The sequence below is a fragment of the Nocardioides sp. WG-D5 genome (assembly GCF_054031175.1).
This window is the reverse complement of sequence record NZ_CM132928.1, coordinates 1,416,394-1,435,001: the sequence shown is the minus strand read 5'-3', so window position 1 is coordinate 1,435,001 and position 18,608 is coordinate 1,416,394. Positions and strand designations below refer to the sequence as shown.

The following is an 18,608-nucleotide window of genomic DNA, read 5'->3' as shown; positions in this document are numbered from 1 at the left end:
TGGCAAGGAGGCATACTGTTTCAGCATGAGCAACACGAGCGAAACACGGAGCACGACCGTTCACTCAGTGGACCGAGCCATCTCCATCCTCCAGGTGCTCGCCCGTCGGGGGGCTGTCGGAGTCACGCCGATCTCCGAGGAGCTGGGGGTGCACAAGTCCACCGTCTTCCGGTTGCTGGCCACTCTCGAGGCCCGCGGGCTGGTGGAGCAGAGCGCGAGTCGAGGCGACTATCAGCTCGGCTACGGCGTCATCCAGCTGGCCGCCGGCGCCACCCGCAAGCACGACATCTCGGTCACCAGTCGACCGATCTGCATGGCCCTGGCCGACGCGGTCGGCGAGACCGTCAACATCGTCATCAACGACGGTGAGGAGGCCATCACGATCGACCAGGTGATCGGGAGTGCGGAGATCACCTCGGTCAACTGGGTCGGGCAGCGGAGCCCCCTGCACACGACCGCGTCCGGCAAGGTCTTCCTCGCCGCGATGTCGCCGGAGGACCGCCGGCGGATCATCGAGGGTGGGCTCGAGCGCTACACGGAGCAGACGGTGGTCGACCCGGTGCTCCTGGAGGAGCAGCTCACCGAGTTCAGGAAGCTCGGCTATGCCTACTCGGCCGACGAGCACGAGATCGGTCTCACCGGGGTGGCTGCGCCGATCCGTTCCCTGGGGGGCGGCGTGATCGCCGCCGTGGTGGCCTCGGGTCCGTCGTTCCGGATCACGTCCGAGAAGGTGCCCGAGCTGGCCGAGCACGTGCTCGCCGCGGCGGCCGCGATCTCCGAGCGGAACGGCTTCCCCAAGGCCGAGTGACCTGCCCAGGCCGAGGCGAGGATCGGCCCCCGAAGTGGCCCGCATGCCTGCTGCATGCGGGCCACTTCGCGTCGGCAGTAAAGCCCGTGTAAATCCTGCTGGCGAATCCAGATCGACCCGTTGACAGCGTCTTCTCACGCGCGGCAGAATCGTTTCGCGCTACGCAGTAGTTGTGCAGAGTGAAACACCCGCCGTCTGGCGGACCGCCGTATCTGAACCCGGAAACCTGCCCGGTTTGAGCGTGGGAGACATCAACGTGACGCGAATGAGCATCGAATCGACGCCTGTGGATCTGGCGTCCTTGGCGGACGAGCGTGCAGCCGGTTTCGGGCTGGAGGCGCCTTTCTACACGAGCCCGGAGGTCTACGAGCAGGATCTCGATCTCATCTTCGGTCAGCACTGGATCTTCGCTGTCGCCGAGGCGGAGATCCCGGACCCGGGTGACTACGTGACCGTCGACCTGGGACCCCACTCCGTGATCGTCGTCCGCGACGACGACGAGAACGTCCGCGCCTTCCGCAACGTCTGCCGTCACCGCGGGTCTCGACTGCTCCAGTCGGGCTGCGGCTCGATCGGCAACATCGTGTGCCCCTATCACCAGTGGACCTACCGCGTCGACGGCAGCCTGATCTTCGCCGAGTCGCAGGCCGGCACCTTCGAGTACGACAAGTTCGGGCTCAAGCCGGTGAACGTGCGTGCGGTCGGCGGGCTGGTCTTCCTCTGCCTGGCCGACGAGCCGCCGGCCGACTTCGACGACGTCAGCAAGGTCATCGAGCCCTACCTGAAGCCCTACGACCTGGCCTCGGCGAAGATCGCCCACCAGACCGACATCGTGGAGGAGGGCAACTGGAAGCTGGTGATGGAGAACAACCGCGAGTGCCACCACTGCGACGCCTCCCACCCCGAGCTGCTCACGGCGTACTTTCCGATCAGCCGCTACGAGGCCGAGGACGTGCCGCCGCGTCTGCAGCAGGTCTTCGAGCGCTACCAGGAGGCGCAGGCCGAGCTGGAGAAGGCCCGCGAGGTAATCGGCTTCCCGAACGGGGATCTGTGCCAGCTGGAAGGCAAACCGACGGGGTTCCAGATCTCCCACCTTCCGCTGGACGGCGCCGGTGCCTCCTTCGGCCCCGACGGTCAGCAGCTCTGCGCGAAGCTGATGGGGTCCATCGAGGACCCGAGGTTCGGCGACCTGTCGCTGCACATGCAGCCCAACTCGTGGTTCCACTTCCTCGCCGACCACGCCGTCGTCTTCTCGGTGATCCCGCTCGCGGTCGACCGGACGCTGGTCCGCACGACCTGGCTGGTCAACCCGGAGGCCGTCGAGGGCGTCGACTACTCGGTCGAGTCGCTCACCTCCGTCTGGCGTGCCACCAACGACCAGGACCGGGTCCTGGTCGAGGGCACCCAGCGAGGCGTGACGGACCCGGGCTACGTACCTGGTCCGTACTCAGAGGTCGAGGGTGAGGTCGATGCATTCGTCACCTGGTACGTCCAGCGCATCCAAGCCAACGCCTAGCCGGAGACCGGGAGGAGACATGACCATCATGGAGACCGACATCCCCGAGGTGTCGGAGCCCAACTCGTTCGGTCTGCAGAACGGCCGCCCGGCGGCCGTCCGCAGCCGGCGGAACCTGGAGCCCTGCTGGGCCGAGAGCGACGTGATGGACCTGGTGTGCAGCCAGGTGCTCGCGGTCACCCATGATGTGAAGACCTTCGTCTTCACGACCCCCGACCGGCGTCCCTTCGACTTCGAGGCGGGCCAGTTCATCACCATCCGCGTCGAGATCGACGGCGAGCTGATGACCCGCTGTTACACGATCGCCTCGCCACCGACCCGGCCCGACCGGTTGGCCATCACGGTCAAGCGGGTCCCCGACGGTGTGGTGTCGAACTGGCTCCACGACAACCTCGAGCCCGGCAACTGGATCTCGATGCACGCCCCGGCGGGTGCGTTCGTCCTGCCGGAGGAGGACGCCCCGAAGTACCTCTTCCTCTCGGCGGGCAGCGGCATCACCCCGGTGCTGTCGATGACGAGGACGCTCTACGACCTCGGGTCCGAGGCGGACATCCTCTTCGTCCACAGCGCGCGCACGCCGGCGGACATCATCTACCGCGGTGAGCTCGAGGCGATGGCTCGTCTGATGCCCAACCTGCGAGTGGCCGAGATCTGTGAGGGCGACGCCCCCACGGAGCGCTGGATGGGGCTGCAGGGACGCATCTCCAAGCCGGTGCTCGAGATCCTGGCGCCCGACCTCGAGGAGCGCGAGACCTACATCTGCGGTCCGGCGGGCTACATGGCGGCCGCGAAGTCGCTGCTCGAAGAGCTCGGCTACGACATGGACAAGTACCACGAGGAGAGCTTCGACTTCGGCGCTCCCGAGGTGCCTGCCCCGACGGCCGCGCCGCCGATGGAGCAGGACGCCGAGGGGGAGGCCGCTGCCGGCTTCTCGATCGAGTTCGCGCGCAGCGGGAAGATGATCACCTGTGGTCCGGACGAGACCATCCTGGAGGCAGCGATCGCCGCCGGTATGCGTCCGATGTCCGCCTGCGGCCAGGGCATGTGCGGCACCTGCAAGGTGTCGATGCTCTCCGGCGAGGTCGACATGAAGCACAACGGCGGCATCCGGCCGAAGGAGATCGCCAACCAGAAGGTGCTGATCTGCTGCTCGAAGCCGCTGGGCGACGTCCAGCTGGACTGCTGAGACCGGCCTGCTGAGGCAGACGTACGCAGCGACGGTGGCTGTCGGGTCGGCGACCCGGCCCGGCAGCCACCGGGTGGTCAGAGGACCTGGCGGATCTCGCGCTCGAAGTCACCGATGTGCTCGAGGGTGAGCTTCTCGGCCCGGTCGGCGTCGCCGTCGGCCACGACGTTGAGGAGCTGAGCCTGCTCGATGACGTGGTGGGCCAGATCGGGAAGTCGGTCGATCACCATCCACCAGATCCTGATGGCGAGGTTGTCGTACCTGATCAGGATGTCCTCGAGGTGAGGGTTGCCGCTGGACCGGTAGATCAGGCTGTGGGCCGCCTTGTCGACCTGCATCAGCGCGGTGCGGTCGCCGTCGCCCAGCTTGCCCTTGCCGATCTGGGCCGCGAGGTCGCGCATCTGCTCCCGCTGCTGCGGCGTGGCGCGCTCTGCGGCGGCACGGGACGCGTAGGGAGCGAGCTGACGCCGGATCTCGGCGATGGCGGTGAGCTCGGTCGCGTCGATGGTCGTCGCGAAGGTGCCGCGACGGGGGAAGGAGTGGACCAGGTGGTCGGCCTCGAGGCGCTTGATCGCCTCGCGGACAGGCGTGCGGCCCATGCCGATGGCCGCCGCGATCTGGCCGTCGTTGATCGGCGCCCCCGGACGGATGTCGAGCATCACCAGGCGATCGCGGATGTAGAGATAGGCCTGCTCGGCGAGTGAGGTGGCGGGCGGGTTCGCCGTCGTTGCCAGGATCTCGTCAACCGTCATTGAGTCGTGCCCCATTTGTCCGTTCCGGCCTGCGTCTTAACCATCCTAGTCTGATACATCAGTCGCCGGGTAGCGGCGTGCCGAACACCCGGAGCAGCCGCTCGGCCTTCCAGCCGGTCTCGGCGTACTCGTCCTCGGCGGTCGAGTGGATGGTGATCCCGCCTCCGGTACCGAGCTCCCAGGAGCCGTCCCCGGTGGTGGTGAGACTCCGGATCACGACGCCGAGATCGGCCCGGCCGTCGGGCGCGATCCAGCCGAAGGCGCCGGAGTACACGCCGCGGGCGGTGGTCTCGACGCGCCCGATGATCTCCATGGTGCGCAGCTTCGGCGCACCCGTCATCGAGCCTGCCGGGAAGAGCGCGCGCAGCGCTCCGACGCCGGTGACGTCGTCGCGCAGCCGGCCGCGCACGGTCGTCACGAGCTGGTGGACCGACGCGTACGACTCGACCGCCATCAGCGAGGGGACCGTCACCGAGCCGGGTTCGCACACCATCGCCAGGTCGTTGCGCAGGAGGTCGACGATCATCAGGTTCTCGGCGCGGAACCGGGGGTTCGAGGCCAGGTCGCGGCGCAGCTCGTCGTCCTCGACGGCACTCCTCCCGCGTGGCGTGGTGCCCTTGATCGGCCGGGTCTCGATCATCCGGTCGCGGTCGATCGTGGCGTAGCGCTCGGGAGAGGAGCTGAGCAGCCGGAAGCCGTGGTGCTGGATGAAGCCCGCGTAGGGGGCGGGGTTGAGGTCGCGGAGCCGCAGGTACGCGACGACCGGGTCGACATCGTCCTGCACCTCGATCCGGTGGGTCAGGTTCACCTCGTACGTGTTGCCGGCCCGCAGCTCTCGCTGCACCTCGTCGAAGGCTCGCGCGTAGGCGTCCGGGGTCCCGCCGGCGGGCCGCGTCGGCCGGTGTCGCGCCGGACCGGCGGCGGGTGACGCCGGCGGGTCGACCGGGGTCGTGTGCCGCGTACGCATCCAGATCGCGTCGGGCATCGCGGGCTGTTCGGACCGGCGTGCCCTGGCCGGGAGATCCGGGCGGCAGGCGTAGCCGAGGTAGCCCACCCAGATCTCGTCGGGTGGCGTGCGAGCGAGCTCGGCCTCGAGGACGGTGAAGATGTCCGTGCCGACCAGACGGATCTCTCCGCCGGCATGTCGGTGCACCTCACGCCGAGCGGCGTCGTAGGTGAGCGAGACGTCGTCGTCGCGCAGGGCACCCATGATCGGCCGGCTGGTGGTCCCGTCGCCGGGGCCGGCGTCCAGCCAGAAGCAGCGTGGACGGGTGCTCGCCATCTCGGCGAACCGGTCCGCGGTGGTCGCTGCCATCGCCTGGGTCATGCGTCCGCTTCCTGAAAGTCAACGTATCGACAACTAGTATATCAGTGCTAGGGTTCCGGCCATGTCGGATCGCGGGAGCAGGGTTCTGCGGCTGTTGAGCCCCCGGAGGTCGAGTGCTGCGGTGCTCGGCCCGGACGCCGCGCTGCTCGACCTCGGTCTGACTGTCGCCGAGACCGCGCCGCCCGTCGTGACCCATGTCCCGGCGGTCCGCGCCGGGGCGCTCGTCTTCACCTCGGGGCAGCTGCCGATCCGCGACGGCGAGCTGATCGCCCGCGGCCGGGTGGGCGACACCCTCGGTCTCGCCGACGGCCAGGCGTGTGCGCAATGGTGCGCGCTCAACGCGCTGGCCGCGATCAAGTCCGAGATCGGCGATCTCGGGCAGGTGAAGCGCATCGTCAAGGTCGTGGCGTACGTCGCCTCCGGCCCGCTCTTCACCGACCAGGCTCTGGTGGCCAACGGCGCCTCGGGGCTTATCGGCAAGGTGTTCGGCGACGCCGGGCGACATGCGCGCTCCGCGGTCGGGGTCTCGGTGCTGCCCCTGGACGCGCCGGTCGAGCTCGAGCTCGTCGTCGAGATCTGACCCTTGCCCAGTGTGATGCATCACATATAAGGTGACTAGTATATCAGCGTCTGACCGCGTAGCGCCCCACTGAAGTGCCGCCACCCGGAGCCTCAATGGCACCGACAGATGCTGCTCATCCCAAGAGCTCTCGATCGGAGTGCGTCATGAGATCATCTGCAGGTAGCGGAGACCTTTCCGCGGTGGCATCCTCGCGCCACAAGGCCCTCGGCCAGAACGGGGCGACCCATCCGGCCCTCGACTGTCCTCCCGAGGAGGCGGCCAAGAACGCCGGGGGGCTCGACCGCGTCGTCTTCGGCGTGACCGCCGTCATCGCGGTCGGCTTCCTGGCCTGGGGCTTCGTCAGCACCGATTCGCTGGCCGCGGTGTCGGGGAAGTCGCTGTCCTGGGTGATGGCCAACCTCGGATGGCTCTTCGTCACCGCGGCCTCGACCTTCGTCGGGTTCGTGCTGTGGCTGGCGTTCGGCAAGTTCGGCAACATCCCGCTCGGCCGTGACGGCGAGGAGCCCGAGTTCCGTACGGTCTCGTGGGTCACGATGATGTTCAGCGCCGGTATGGGGATCGGCCTGATCTTCTACGGCGTCAGCGAGCCGATCAGCCACTACGTCTCGCCTCCGCCGGGCGCCGTCGGCGACGGTCAGTCCGAGAAGATCCAGACGGCCATGGCCACGACCCTCTTCCACTGGGGCATCCACCCCTGGGCGATCTACGCCCTGGTCGGGCTGGCGATCGCCTACAGCGTCTTCCGCAAGGGCCGCGGTCTGCTCATCAGCTCGGTGTTCGAGCCGATCCTCGGGCGTCACGCGCACGGCGCCGGCGGGAAGGTCATCGACATGCTCGCGATCTTCGCGACCCTCTTCGGGTCGGCCGCGTCGCTGGGCCTGGGCGCGCTCCAGATCCGCAGCGGGCTCGAGATCGTCGGCGGTCTCGGCAGGACCGGCAACGGCATCCTGGTCGCGATCATCGCCGTGCTCACGGTCGGGTTCGTCTTCTCGGCGGTCTCGGGTGTGGCCAAGGGGATCCAGTGGCTCTCCAACATCAACATGGTGCTCGCCGTCGGGCTCGCCCTGTTCGTCTTCGTGGCCGGTCCGACCGTGTTCATCCTCAGCCTGGTGCCGACCACGGTCGGCAGCTACTTCCAGGAGGTGGCGATGATGTCGGCGCGTACGTCGGCCGAGGGTTCCGAGACCGCCTCCTGGCTGTCGAGCTGGACGGTCTTCTACTGGGCCTGGTGGCTCTCCTGGACGCCGTTCGTCGGCATGTTCATCGCGCGGATCTCGCGGGGCCGGACCATCCGTCAGTTCGTGACCGGCGTGCTGCTGGTGCCGTCGCTGGTGAGTCTGGCCTGGTTCGCGATCTTCGGCGGTGCGGCCATCGACCTCCAGCAGGGCGGCGTGGACATCGCCGGCGCGGGCGGCGTCGAGACCCAGCTGTTCACCACCCTCGAGTCCTTCCCCCTCGCCACGGTGGCCAGCGTGGTGGTCATGATCCTGGTCGCTCTCTTCTTCGTCTCGGGCGCCGACGCGGCCTCGATCGTCATGGCGACGCTCTCCGAGCGCGGTTCCATCGAGCCGGGGAAGCCGACCGTCATCTTCTGGGGCGTCGCCACCGGTGCGGTCGCCGCGGTGATGCTCCTGGTCGGTGGCTCCGACGCGCTGAGCGGGCTGCAGACCATCACGATCGTCGCGGCCGTGCCGTTCGTGCTGGTCATGATCGCGCTGTGCGTGTCCCTGGTGAAGGACCTGCGGGAGGACCCGCTGGTCGTGCGTGCCGAGTACGCCTCCAGAGCCGTCGAGCAGGCCGTCGTCTACGGCGTCTCGGAGCACGGCGACGACTTCGTCATCAGGGTCTCCCGCGATCCCGACGCGCCCGCCGGCGAATCGGCCGACGAATCGGCCGACGGGCCGGCCGGCGGGCTCGACGACGAGCTCGACGAGCTGGTCGAGGAGGCCGAGCTGCCCAGGTCGGCCGGCTAGCACGAGTCCAGAAGGAGCGGTTGTGGTGAAGCGAGACGCGGACGGCGCGTACTCCGTGGAGGATCCGGTGGACGCGCTCAGCGTCACCGAGCCGAAGACCTGGGCCGCCGGTGTGCCGGCGGTGCGGAAGGCGATCGAGTACTCGCTGACGCAGACCTCGGTGCGGCGTACGGCGTTGACGTTGCTGAACCTCAACCAGGCCGGCGGGATCGACTGCCCGGGCTGCGCCTGGCCGGAGCCCGGGCACCGGCACCGGAACGAGTACTGCGAGAACGGTGCCAAGCACATCGCCGACGAGGCGACCTCGCGCCGGGTGACGCGGGAGTTCTTCTCGCAGCACTCGGTCGCCGAACTGGACGAGAAGTCGGACTACTGGCTCAACCAGCAGGGCCGGCTGACCGAGCCGATGGTGAAGCGGGCCGGGGCGACCCACTACGAGCCGATCACCTGGGAGGACGCGTTCCGGACCATCGGCGAGGAGCTCAACGGCCTGGACTCTCCGGACGAGGCGATGTTCTACGTCTCGGGCAGGCTCAACAACGAGGCCGCCTTCCTGCTCCAGCTCTTCGCCCGGGCGTACGGCACCAACAACCTGCCGGACTGCTCGAACATGTGCCACGAGTCGAGCGGCTCGGCGCTGAACGAGACGCTCGGGATCGGCAAGGGCAGCGTGCAGCTCGAGGACATCTACAACGCTGACCTGGTGTTCGTGGTCGGGCAGAACCCGGGCACGAACCACCCGCGGATGCTCTCGGCGCTGGAGGAGACCAAGCAGCGCGGTGGCAGGGTGATCGCGGTGAACACGCTGCCCGAGGCGGGCCTGATGCGGTTCAAGAACCCGCAGAAGGCCCGCGGCGTGGTGGGCCGGGGCACCGAGATCGCCGACCAGTTCCTGCAGATCCGCCCCGGCGGTGACCTCGCGCTGTTCCAGATGCTCAACCGCCGTCTGCTCGAGGCCGACCAGGAGGCCGGCGGCGGCGTGCTCGACTGGGAGTACATCGCCGAGTACACGACCGGGTTCTACGCTTTCGCCGAGCACGCCCGCACCATCACCTGGAAGGAAGCGCTCGAGGCCACCGGGCTGACCCGGGAGGAGATCGAGGCGGTCCACGAGCAGGTGCTGGCCAGCCGCTCGGTCATCGTCTGCTGGGCGATGGGGCTGACCCAGCACAAGCACGGGGTGCCGACGATCCGCGAGGTGGTCAACTTCCTGATGCTGCGCGGCAACATCGGCAAGCCCGGCGCGGGGGTCTGCCCGGTCCGCGGCCACTCCAACGTGCAGGGCGACCGGACGATGGGCATCTGGGAGAAGATGCCCGACTCCTTCCTCGACGCGCTCGGCGCCGAGTTCGGGTTCGACCCGCCGCGCAGGCACGGGTACGACTCGGTCGACGGCGTCCGGGCGATGCGGGACGGGCGGGCGAAGGTCTTCATGGGCGTCGCCGGCAACTTCGTCCGGGCCATCTCGGACAGCGACGTCGCCGAGGCCGCACTGAGAAAGTGCCGGCTGACGGTCCAGGTCTCGACCAAGCTCAACCGCTCCCACACGGTGGTCGGCGAGACGGCTCTGATCCTGCCGACGCTGGGCCGCAGCGACATCGACGTCCAGGCGAGCGGCGAGCAGTTCGTCACCGTCGAGGACTCGATGAGCGCCGTGCACGCGACGCGTGGCAAGCTCCCGCCGGCATCGGAGAGCCTGCTGAGCGAGGTCGCGATCGTCTCGCGTCTGGCGAAGGCCACGATCGGTGACCGCCACGGCATCCGCTGGGCGGACTTCGAGGCCGACTACGCCCGGGTCCGCGACCGGATCGCCCGGGTGGTGCCGGGGTTCGAGGACTTCAACGAGCGGATCAAGGACCCGAAGGGCTTCGTGCTCCCGAACCCGGTCAACTCCGGTGTCTACCGCACCCCGAGCGGCAAGGCGGTCTTCACCCGCAACGACCTGACCTGGCTGGAGGCCCCGCCGGGGCATCTGATCCTGCAGACGCTGCGCTCCCACGACCAGTGGAACACCATCCCGTACGCCATGGACGACCGCTACCGCGGCATCCACCACGCGCGTCGCATCGTCATGGTCAACCCGGCCGACATCGCCGAGCTCGGGCTGGCCGACGGTGACCGCGTCGACATCGTCGGGGTCTGGGAGGACGGCGTGGAGCGGCGGGCGCCCGGGTTCACCCTGGTCGCCTATCCGGCGAGCCGGGGGTCGGCGGCTGCGTACTATCCGGAGACGAACGTCGTGGTGCCGCTCGACAGCGTCGCCGAGGGGAGCAACACCCCGACGTCGAAGGGGGTCGTGGTTCGGCTTGAGCGCGCCGGAGCGGAGTCCGGCTGACGCGCAGCATGGCTGTAGATTCGTACTCGTGAAGAGGCCTCGAAGTTCCTACCGCTCACCTGCGTTCGACACGAGGGGTGAGCGGGCCTGATGGACAGCCAGACATTCCTCGCGCTCGGGCTGGTGCTGGTCTTCGTGCTGGTCGGCGGCGTCTTCGCCGCGACCGAGCTGGCGCTCGTGTCTCTGCGGGAGAGCCAGCTGGCGGCCATGGAGAGGCAGGGGTCTCGTGGAGCGCGGGTGGCCGAGGTGGCGCGCAACCCCAACCGCTTCCTGGCCGCGGTGCAGATCGGGGTCACCGTCGCGGGTTTCCTCTCCGCTGCCTACGGCGGCTCGACGATCGCTCCGGACGTCGCGCCCTACCTCGAGCGCCTCGGCATGGGGGAGGCGCTCGCCGAGACCACGGCGCTGATCGTGCTGACCCTGTTCATCGCCTACCTCTCCCTGGTGCTGGGCGAGCTGGTGCCCAAGCGGCTGGCGCTGCAGAAGGCCGCCGGCATCTCGCTGGCCGTGGCGCCCGTGCTGGACCGGTTCGCCAGCGTGATGCGGCCGGTGATCTGGCTGCTGTCGGTCTCCACCGACGCCGTCGTACGCCTGCTCGGGGGTGACCCCAAGGCCTCGGCCGAGGAGGTCTCGGAGGAGGAGCTGCGCGAGATGGTCTCGACCAACCGGGACCTCGAGGAGGACGAGCGCCGGATCCTCCGCGACGTCTTCGCCACCACCGAGACGACGCTGAAGGAGGTGATGCGCCCGCGCGGCGACGTCACCTTCATGCCGGCCTCGATGCCGCTTCCCGAGGCGGCCGAGACGGTCCGCGACCTGCCCTACTCCCGCTACCCGGTCACCGGTGAGGGCTTCGACGACATCCTCGGGTTCCTGCACGTACGCGACCTGCTCGGTGTCGCCGCGACCGACCAGCGCACGATCCGCGACATCTGCCGTCCGGTGCTGGCGCTGCCCGGGAGCAAGCGGGTGATCCCGTCGGTCGCCACGATGCGCGAGGGCGGCACCCACCTGGCGATGGTCGTGGACGAGTACGGCGGCACCGACGGCATCGTGACCCTGGAGGACCTCGTCGAAGAGATGATCGGCGACATCCAGGACGAGTACGACCACGGCGAGGCGCGCATCCGTGACTACGGCGACCTGTCCCGGGTCGACGGAGCGATGACCATCGAGGACTTCGCGGACACCACCGGTATCGAGCTCGAGGACGGTGGCTACGAGACCGTCGCGGGCTACCTCATCTCGCGGCTGGGCCACATCCCGCAGGTCGGTGAGGTGCTGGCTCTTCCGGGCGTCACCTTGGAGGTGGCCGCCCGGAACGGCAACCGGGTCACCGAGATCGCGCTGCACCCCGAGGCGACACCTCCGGCACCGGAGTGAGGACGGTCCCGTCGGCGAGCCACCGGTCGAGGTTGTCCAGGGTCAGCTGCTCCATGGCCGCGCGGGTCTCGACGGTCCCGCTGGCCAGGTGGGGGAGGAGCACCACGTTGTCGAGGTGCATCAGCTCTTCGGGGACCTCGGGCTCATCGGTGTAGACGTCGAGGCCGGCGCCGGCGAGTCGGCGCTCGAGCAGCAGCTCGACCAGCGCGTCCTGGTCCACCACGGAGCCGCGCGCGATGTTGACGAGGTAGCCCTCGGGCCCGAGGGCCTCGAGGACCGTGCGGTCGACGAGGTGCTGCGTACCGCTGCCGCCGGAGGTGGCGAGCACCAGGATGTCGACGTCGGCGGCGAGCTCGGCGGGGGAGGCGGCGTAGGCGTAGCGGGAGCCGGGCACCTCGCGACGGGAGTGGTAGGAGACCGGGCAGCCGAACGCCTCGAAGCGGGTCGCGATCGCCCGGCCGATCCGGCCCAGGCCGAGGATGCCGACCCGCTTGCCCGAGACCCTGCGGGTCAGCGGATAGGCGCCGACCCGCGGCCAGTCGCCGCGGCGTACGAACCGGTCGGCGGCGCTGAGCCCGCGCAGGGTGTCGATGGCGAGGCCGATCGCGGTGTCGGCCACGCAGTCGGTCAGCACGTCGGGGGTGTTGGCGACCAGCACCCCGCGCGCGGCCGCGGCCCCGACGTCGGTGGTGTCGTAGCCGACCCCGAAGTTGATGACGGCACCGAGCGCGGGCAGCTGCGCCATCAGGTCGGCCGGTACGCCGGTGCGTCCCGTCGTCACCACGGCACCGATCGAGGCGCCGTGCTCGGCGAGGAACGCGGCCCGGGTGTCGTCGTCGGGGAGAGCCAGGGCGTCGTACGTCTCGGTGAGGGTCGCGGCCAGCGACGGCTTGAGCGGTCCCACCTGGAGGATGCGGCGGTTCACGGATTTCTCCTCGAGGCTTCGACGACATCGGGATCCCGAGGCTAGGTCGGGACCGTGATGCGCGTCCAACATCAGGACGGCATCGACCGATGCGGCAGGGGCATGGCGTCGGCCGGCCTGCTACTCGCTCACGACCTGGGTGGCGGGGGCATCGGGTTCCGGTCCGGGACCGGTACGCAGCCGCTTCTGCCATGCCTGCTGGTCCCAGGTCGCGGGCTCGGTGTCGTGGATGAACTGCTCGACGACCTTCGTGAACCGTTCGGGGTCGGACCGGAAGGGGAAGTGGCCCGCGCCGTGGAACACCTCGAGCGCGGCCAGGGGAAGTGCCGCCTGCGCCTGCGCGGCGTGGCGGTAGGGGATGACACCGTCGCGGTCGCCCCAGATCATCAGCATCGGGACGTCCGAGGCCAGATAGCTGCGGTCGAGCATCGTGACGACCTGGCCGTGCCAGTCGACGACGGCGCGCAGGGTCCGGGCGAACGCCTGGCGGGAGGGGCCGTCGGGCAGCGCGTCGACGATCCTGGTCAGGTCCGGGGCGTCGACGCCGAGGTCGTGGTCGACGCGGCGCAGCAGGGCGAGGGCGGTGGACACCGCGGGCCGCGAGATCGGCAGCCGCAGCAGCTTGAGCAGCTCCGGGGCCAACGGCAGGGTCGCGAGTCGCAGCCAGGTCGAGACACTCCGTCCGGAGCCGCCGTTGGAGACCAGCACGATCCGCTCGACCAGCTGCGGGTACTGGTAGGCGAGCTGCATCGCGATGCCGCCGCCGAGCGAGTGCCCGACCAGGGTGACCCGCTCCACGTCCAGCACCGCCAGCAGGTCGCGCATGCCGTTGGCGAACCCGCCGATCGAGTAGTCGGCGCGTGGCTTGTCGGAGTCGCCGTGCCCGAGGAGGTCCGGAGCGATGACGAGATGGTTCTCGGCGAACAGGGGAAGCACCTCGTCCCACGTGCGCGAGCTGTCGCCGATCCCGTGGATGAACATGATCGCGGAGCCCTCTCCGCCGATGCGGTACGCACGTCGGTAACCGTGGACCACCCGGGACTGCTGCTCTATCGCCCGCGTCATGATCGCACGCTAGTCGCCACGGATTTCGAGCATGTTGCAGCCACGCCGGTGGCCGGACGTGACGGGGCCGCCCGGTGAACCGGACGGCCCCGCGGTGGGGTGGGAGTGGGGGATCAGGGATCGATCACGATGGTGCAGGTGATCGTCCGCGGCGACGGGTCGATCGCGATGCCCTCGTGGGTCACCGTGTCGTCCCAGCCGCTCGCCGTGCCGGTGTCCGGCGTGGTGCCGGTGTTCTCGCAGGTCAGCGACGTCAGGCTGGTCTCGCCGGAGCCGCCGTCACGGAAGTTGACCTGGATGTCGGCGAGCGGCGCGTTGGTGAACGTCGCGACCGCCGCACCGGTCGGCTGGTTGTCGGTGCAGTTGGTGCCGGTGACCACGGTGACGGTCTGTGCACCTCCGGGGGCGTCGGCGTATCCGGGCGGCGGCGACGTCTCGGTGACGTCGTAGTCGCCCAGCGAGAGGCCGGAGACGCAGACCTCGCCGACGTCGGGATCCTCGTCACCGGTGCCGTTGTCGGTCACGCTGGTGCCGTCGTAGGAGAAGACCGCTCCGGCGTTGGCGACCGCTCCGCCCTTGGTGCTGTTCTTCAGGATCTTCAGTGCTCCGAGCTGGAGCTGGTTGGTGTAGGTGCAGTCGAGCACGTCGGTGTCACTGTCGATCGCGAAGGTCACGGTCGCGCCGTTGATGCTCGGCGTGACCCCCGTGCTGGCATTGCAGTTCACACTGACGAACGCCCAGTTCGTCGGGATCACGTCCTCGACGACCGTGTAGCCGCTGCCGAAGAGGACGGTCTTGCCGTAGTCCTTGACCCCGTCGTCCTTGAGCGTGAACGTGTTCGCCGAGCTGGGGTCGGTGCCGAACGACTTCGTGTAGCCGAAGTCGGTCGAGTTCGGGTCCTCGTCGGGCTGCGTCTGCTTGCGGATGATGACCTGGCCGCAGTTCTGCAGGTTGATCCCGACCGGTGCCACGAAGTCCTTCAGCTGCGAGGTGAAGGAGTCCGAGGAACGGCTCTTCAGCATCGCGCTGCCGAACGAGGTGCACTTGTTGGGCTGGAACAGGAGCCGCAGGTCGATCTGCGCCTCACCGAAGGTCCGTGCCTGCTTCGACCCGGAGGCGATCAGCCCGTCGGACTCCGCGGCCGGGATGGTCGAGGAGTTGATCGTGCCGGCCGCGCACGGGGCGCCGCCACAGGTGGCGGAGGGGACGTCCAGGTCGGTGGTCGGACCCCAGGCGGAGCCGGTCCACCGGCGTGCGGTGATGTCGGCGCGGGAGCCACCTTGGTCGATGGCGTACTCGATGAGCAGGTCACCGACGGTGCGGACGACGTTGGGGCCGGTGGCGCACTTGGTGCTGGACTGGTTGAACTCGAAGTCCATCAGCGTGGTGCCGCTCGGGTCGCTGACCCGGCTCCAGGCGAGGTTCAGGAACCCGGGGTGGGACCCGGTGCCGGCCTCCCGGTAGACGTGGAAGCTCAGCAGGTCGCTCTTGTTCGGCGGGATCGAGTCGGTCACCTCGCTCGGACAGGAGGTGTCCTCCTTGACGCCGCCGGCGTAGGAGTTGTCGCCGGTGCCGTTGACCTTGTCGGTCGCGCGGATCTCGTTGACGCCCGCCCAGTCGGTGGACGGTGATGGGTCGTCGACCTTGAGGTTGGCGTCGACGTCGATCTCGAAGTTGCTGCCGGCGAGGCTGGCCTCGGGGTGGGACGCCGAGGCGCCGGAGGAGACGAGTGTGGTGACGACGAGGGCGGTGGCGCTGAGCGCCGCCAGCTTCTTGATGAACCTCGGCTTTCGGGCGCGAGGCATGAGTGGGCTCGGTATCGAGCGCATGGCGTGTCCCCTTTCAGAGACCTCGCGGTCGCTGTCTACGTGGGATGGTGGGTCCGCTCCCAGATGCGGGCTCCCGTCGGCGCGTGCGGCTGCGGCCTGGACGGATCGATTTCTTCAGAGGCTCAGGGCATCGGCTGGGGGCTCGATGCTCGGTCCTCGTGATTCGATCGTTATCCCGCCCGGGGTATCAGCGCATGCCGAAGATCGGGTAACTGCTGTAGGCGCCCGGGCTGAGGCCCACCGTCGCGTGGTCGGCCGGTTCGCCGACATACTCGTCCTACGCCCCGACCCCCGCACGAAGGAGCACCCATGGAGCCCGACGAGTTCGACGCGATCCTCGACGCCGTCCGCGCGTTCGTCCGCAAGGAGGTCGTCACGGCCGAGGACGAGATCGAGGAGACCGATCAGATCCCCGACCGGCTCCGGCAGCAGGCCGCGGCGATGGGGCTGTTCGGCTACGCCATCCCGGAGGAGTACGGCGGTCTCGGCTTCACCATGTCGGAGGAGGTGCGGCTGGCGATGGAGCTCGGCTGGACGACGCCGGCGTTCCGGTCGATGTTCGGCACCAACAACGGCATCGCCGGCCAGGTGCTGGTCAACTGCGGCACCGAGCGGCAGAAGCAGCAGTACCTGCCGGGGCTGGCCAGCGGCGAGCTGGTGGCCTCGTTCGCGCTGACCGAGCCGGAGGCCGGCTCCGACCCGAGCGGGCTGCGCACGCGCGCGGTGCGTGCGGGTGATGCGTACGTCATCAACGGGCAGAAGCGCTTCATCACCAATGCGATCTGGGCCGATCTGCTGATGGTCTTCGCCCGCACGGGCGACCTCGCCGAGGGCGCGAAGAACATCTCGGTGTTCGTGGTGCCGACCGACACCCCGGGCGTCACCATCGGCCCGCGCGACCACAAGATGGGCCAGCGCGGCTCGGTGACCTCGGAGATCTTCCTCGACGGCGTCCGGGTGCCCGCCGAGAACCTGGTCGGCGAGGTCGAGGGCGAGGGCTTCTCCGCGGCGATGCGGTCGCTGGCCAAGGGCCGGCTGCACATCGCCGCGCTCACCGTCGGCCTGGCCGACCGGCTGATCGAGGAGAGCCTGCGCCACGCCACGACCAACAGCCAGGGCGGCCAGAAGCTCGCGGAGTTCCAGCTGATCCAGGCCATGCTCGCGGAGAGCCGGACCGAGGCGTACGCCGGTCGCGCGATGGTGCTCGAGGCCGCCCGCAGCTGGGACGACGGCAGCGACCGCCGCACGGCGCCGTCGCTGTGCAAGCTGTTCTGTACCGAGGCGGTCGACCGGATCGCCGACCGTGCGGTCCAGATCCACGGCGGCCTGGGCTACATGCGAGAGGTGCCGGTCGAGCGGTTCTACCGCGACGCGCGGCTGTTCCGGCTCTACGAGGGCACCAGCGAGATCCAGAAGCTGATCATCGCCAAGCAGATGGTCAAGGAGTTCCAGGGGTGACCTCTGGGCGCTCCGGGCTGCCTCCCCGGAGCGCCGGCGCCACGACTTCACCGACACCTGACCAGGGAGGTTGTCCGGCGGCCCCATCCGCGCAAGGCTTCAGGCATGACGTCGCCGCTGGTCCGGGTCCACTCGCTGACGACACGTGTCGAGGCGCCGCTCGAGGAGGTTTTCGAGTGGCATCGGCGTCCGGGAGCGATCCACCGGCTGATGCCGCCGTGGACGCCCGGGAAGGTGCGGGTCGAGGCGACCGACCTGGCCGACGGCACCGCGGTGCTCTCGCTCGGCCGCGGCGTCGACTGGGTGGCTCGCCACGACCCCGATTCCTATGACCCGCCGCTGCTGTTCACCGACCGGCTCGCCTCGCTGCGCCCGCTGTCGTGGACCCATCGGCACGAGTTCGCCGCCTCCGGCGACGCCACGCTGGTCACCGACCGGATCGAGACCAACGTGCTCGGGAAGATGGTGGACCGGATGCTCGGCTACCGCCACGCCCAGCTGACCGCCGACCTGGCCGCCCACCACCGGACGTACGCAGCGGGCAAGAGCCTCACCGTCGCGGTCACCGGATCGAGCGGGACCGTCGGGCGCGCCCTGGTCCCGTTTCTCACCACCGGCGGGCATCGGGTGATCAGGCTGGTCCGGCATGCGCCGGAAGGTGAGGACGAGCGTCGCTGGGACCCGTCCGCGCCCGCACCGGATCTCCTCGACGGCGTCGACGCGGTCGTCCATCTGGCGGGGGCGTCCATCGCCGGCCGCTTCACCCAGGCGCACAAGGCGGCCATCCGCGACTCCCGGATCGAGCCGACCCGACGGCTGGCGGAGGTGGCGGCCCGCAGCGGCGTACCGACCTTCGTGAGCGCCTCCGCGATCGGGATCTACGGCGCCGACCGGGGTGACGAGGTCCTCACCGAGACCTCGGCGCCGGGCGCGGGATTCCTCGCCGACGTGGTCGCCGACTGGGAGGACGCGAGCCGGGTCGACGGGCCGCGGGTGGTGAACGTGCGGACCGGGATCGTGCAGACGCCCGCCGGCGGAGCGCTGCGGCTGCAGCGACCGCTCTTCGCGGCCGGTCTGGGCGGGCGGCTCGGGAGCGGCGAGCAGTGGCTGAGCTGGATCGGCATCGACGACCTGGTCGACATCTACCACCGCGCGCTCCTCGACGAGACGCTGGACGGTCCGGTCAACGCGGTCGCGCCCGAGCCGGTCACCGGCCGGGTCTACGCGCAGACCCTCGCGCACGTCCTCCACCGGCCCGCGCTCCTGCCCACGCCGGCCCTCGGTCCGCGGCTCCTGCTCGGCAAGGAGGGGGCCGAGGAGATGGCGCTGGCCAGCCAGCGGGTCGAGCCGGCCGCGCTCGGGAGCGACCACGAGTTCCGCCACCCCACGCTGGAGGCGGCGCTGCGTCACGTGCTCGGGCGATGAGGCGCGGGCCCCGCCGTCGAGCAGCAGCCCCGCCCGATGGCCC

At 69.5% G+C, this 18,608-nt stretch carries 14 protein-coding genes; 9 read left to right on the top strand and 5 right to left on the bottom strand.

The genetic code is table 11. From position 1 onward, the window contains the following. Positions 1-67: 67 nt before the first annotated feature. The 3 genes from ACWZJV_RS06985 (at position 68) to ACWZJV_RS06975 (ending at position 3,510) form a co-directional block, all read left to right on the top strand. Positions 68-808, top strand: a complete 741-nt coding sequence (locus tag ACWZJV_RS06985) for an IclR family transcriptional regulator (RefSeq protein ID WP_008362253.1) — start codon at positions 68-70, stop codon at positions 806-808. Between the two features lie 265 nt (positions 809-1,073). Then, complete coding sequence (locus ACWZJV_RS06980) at positions 1,074-2,324, top strand: aromatic ring-hydroxylating oxygenase subunit alpha (RefSeq protein ID WP_196873223.1); 1,251 nt, start codon at positions 1,074-1,076, stop codon at positions 2,322-2,324. 19 nt (positions 2,325-2,343) lie between these two features. Beyond that, positions 2,344-3,510 (top strand): FAD-binding oxidoreductase, encoded by a 1,167-nt coding sequence (locus ACWZJV_RS06975; RefSeq protein WP_457180715.1) that lies wholly within the window; start codon positions 2,344-2,346, stop codon positions 3,508-3,510. Positions 3,511-3,587: 77 nt separating this feature from the next. Here ACWZJV_RS06975 and ACWZJV_RS06970 read toward each other — a convergent pair whose 3' ends face one another. After that, on the bottom strand, positions 3,588-4,262 hold the full coding sequence (locus tag ACWZJV_RS06970) for a GntR family transcriptional regulator (RefSeq protein ID WP_008362256.1): 675 nt from the start codon (positions 4,260-4,262) through the stop codon (positions 3,588-3,590). Positions 4,263-4,320: 58 nt separating this feature from the next. Beyond that, on the bottom strand, positions 4,321-5,589 hold the full coding sequence (locus ACWZJV_RS06965) for an anthranilate synthase component I family protein (protein WP_457180714.1): 1,269 nt from the start codon (positions 5,587-5,589) through the stop codon (positions 4,321-4,323). A 121-nt stretch (positions 5,590-5,710) separates the two neighbouring features. On the opposite strand from ACWZJV_RS06965, the gene ACWZJV_RS06960 reads away from it, so the two are divergent. The 4 genes from ACWZJV_RS06960 to ACWZJV_RS06945 all read left to right on the top strand — a co-directional run bounded on the left by ACWZJV_RS06960 (position 5,711) and on the right by ACWZJV_RS06945 (position 11,863). After that, the gene (locus ACWZJV_RS06960; RefSeq protein WP_457181938.1) at positions 5,711-6,169 is read left to right on the top strand and encodes a RidA family protein; all 459 of its coding nucleotides are present in this window, start codon (positions 5,711-5,713) and stop codon (positions 6,167-6,169) included. A gap of 182 nt (positions 6,170-6,351) precedes the next feature. Next, entirely contained in the window at positions 6,352-8,145 is a 1,794-nt protein-coding gene (locus tag ACWZJV_RS06955; protein ID WP_457180713.1) for a BCCT family transporter, read from the top strand. A 25-nt stretch (positions 8,146-8,170) separates the two neighbouring features. Next, complete coding sequence (locus ACWZJV_RS06950) at positions 8,171-10,480, top strand: FdhF/YdeP family oxidoreductase (RefSeq protein ID WP_457180712.1); 2,310 nt, start codon at positions 8,171-8,173, stop codon at positions 10,478-10,480. A gap of 90 nt (positions 10,481-10,570) precedes the next feature. Then, positions 10,571-11,863, top strand: coding sequence for a hemolysin family protein (locus tag ACWZJV_RS06945; RefSeq protein WP_008362261.1), 1,293 nt, complete (start codon positions 10,571-10,573; stop codon positions 11,861-11,863). On the opposite strand, the gene ACWZJV_RS06940 is transcribed toward ACWZJV_RS06945, so the two are convergent. The 3 genes from ACWZJV_RS06940 to ACWZJV_RS06930 form a co-directional block, all read right to left on the bottom strand. Next, complete coding sequence (locus tag ACWZJV_RS06940) at positions 11,814-12,788, bottom strand: 2-hydroxyacid dehydrogenase (RefSeq protein ID WP_196873228.1); 975 nt, start codon at positions 12,786-12,788, stop codon at positions 11,814-11,816. The genes ACWZJV_RS06945 and ACWZJV_RS06940 overlap by 50 nt on opposite strands. Before the next feature lie 120 nt (positions 12,789-12,908). Continuing rightward, positions 12,909-13,853 carry an alpha/beta fold hydrolase gene (locus ACWZJV_RS06935; protein ID WP_008362264.1) on the bottom strand — a complete coding sequence of 315 codons (945 nt, stop codon included), beginning with the start codon at positions 13,851-13,853 and terminating at the stop codon, positions 12,909-12,911. Positions 13,854-13,966: 113 nt separating this feature from the next. Then, on the bottom strand, positions 13,967-15,658 hold the full coding sequence (locus ACWZJV_RS06930; protein WP_040756618.1) for an MSCRAMM family protein: 1,692 nt from the start codon (positions 15,656-15,658) through the stop codon (positions 13,967-13,969). A gap of 333 nt (positions 15,659-15,991) precedes the next feature. Between ACWZJV_RS06930 and ACWZJV_RS06925 the strand changes: the two genes are divergently transcribed. Both ACWZJV_RS06925 and ACWZJV_RS06920 read left to right on the top strand, forming a co-directional pair. Then, positions 15,992-17,140 carry an acyl-CoA dehydrogenase family protein gene (locus ACWZJV_RS06925; protein ID WP_008362267.1) on the top strand — a complete coding sequence of 383 codons (1,149 nt, stop codon included), beginning with the start codon at positions 15,992-15,994 and terminating at the stop codon, positions 17,138-17,140. Positions 17,141-17,245: 105 nt separating this feature from the next. Then, positions 17,246-18,565, top strand: a complete 1,320-nt coding sequence (locus ACWZJV_RS06920) for a TIGR01777 family oxidoreductase (protein WP_196873229.1) — start codon at positions 17,246-17,248, stop codon at positions 18,563-18,565. The last annotated feature ends 43 nt before the right edge of the window (positions 18,566-18,608 follow it).

Excerpts from the sequence above, each read along its gene's own strand:
- ACWZJV_RS06965 (WP_457180714.1), bottom strand. The coding sequence starts at position 5,589 with ATGACCCAGGCGATGGCAGCGACCACCGCGGACCGGTTCGCCGAGATG.
- ACWZJV_RS06930 (WP_040756618.1), bottom strand. The coding sequence starts at position 15,658 with ATGCCTCGCGCCCGAAAGCCGAGGTTCATCAAGAAGCTGGCGGCGCTC.
- ACWZJV_RS06945 (WP_008362261.1), top strand. The coding sequence starts at position 10,571 with ATGGACAGCCAGACATTCCTCGCGCTCGGGCTGGTGCTGGTCTTCGTG.
- ACWZJV_RS06980 (WP_196873223.1), top strand. The coding sequence starts at position 1,074 with ATGAGCATCGAATCGACGCCTGTGGATCTGGCGTCCTTGGCGGACGAG.
- ACWZJV_RS06920 (WP_196873229.1), top strand. The coding sequence starts at position 17,246 with ATGACGTCGCCGCTGGTCCGGGTCCACTCGCTGACGACACGTGTCGAG.
- ACWZJV_RS06975 (WP_457180715.1), top strand. The coding sequence starts at position 2,344 with ATGACCATCATGGAGACCGACATCCCCGAGGTGTCGGAGCCCAACTCG.
- ACWZJV_RS06970 (WP_008362256.1), bottom strand. The coding sequence starts at position 4,262 with ATGACGGTTGACGAGATCCTGGCAACGACGGCGAACCCGCCCGCCACC.
- ACWZJV_RS06935 (WP_008362264.1), bottom strand. The coding sequence starts at position 13,853 with ATGACGCGGGCGATAGAGCAGCAGTCCCGGGTGGTCCACGGTTACCGA.
- ACWZJV_RS06925 (WP_008362267.1), top strand. The coding sequence starts at position 15,992 with ATGGAGCCCGACGAGTTCGACGCGATCCTCGACGCCGTCCGCGCGTTC.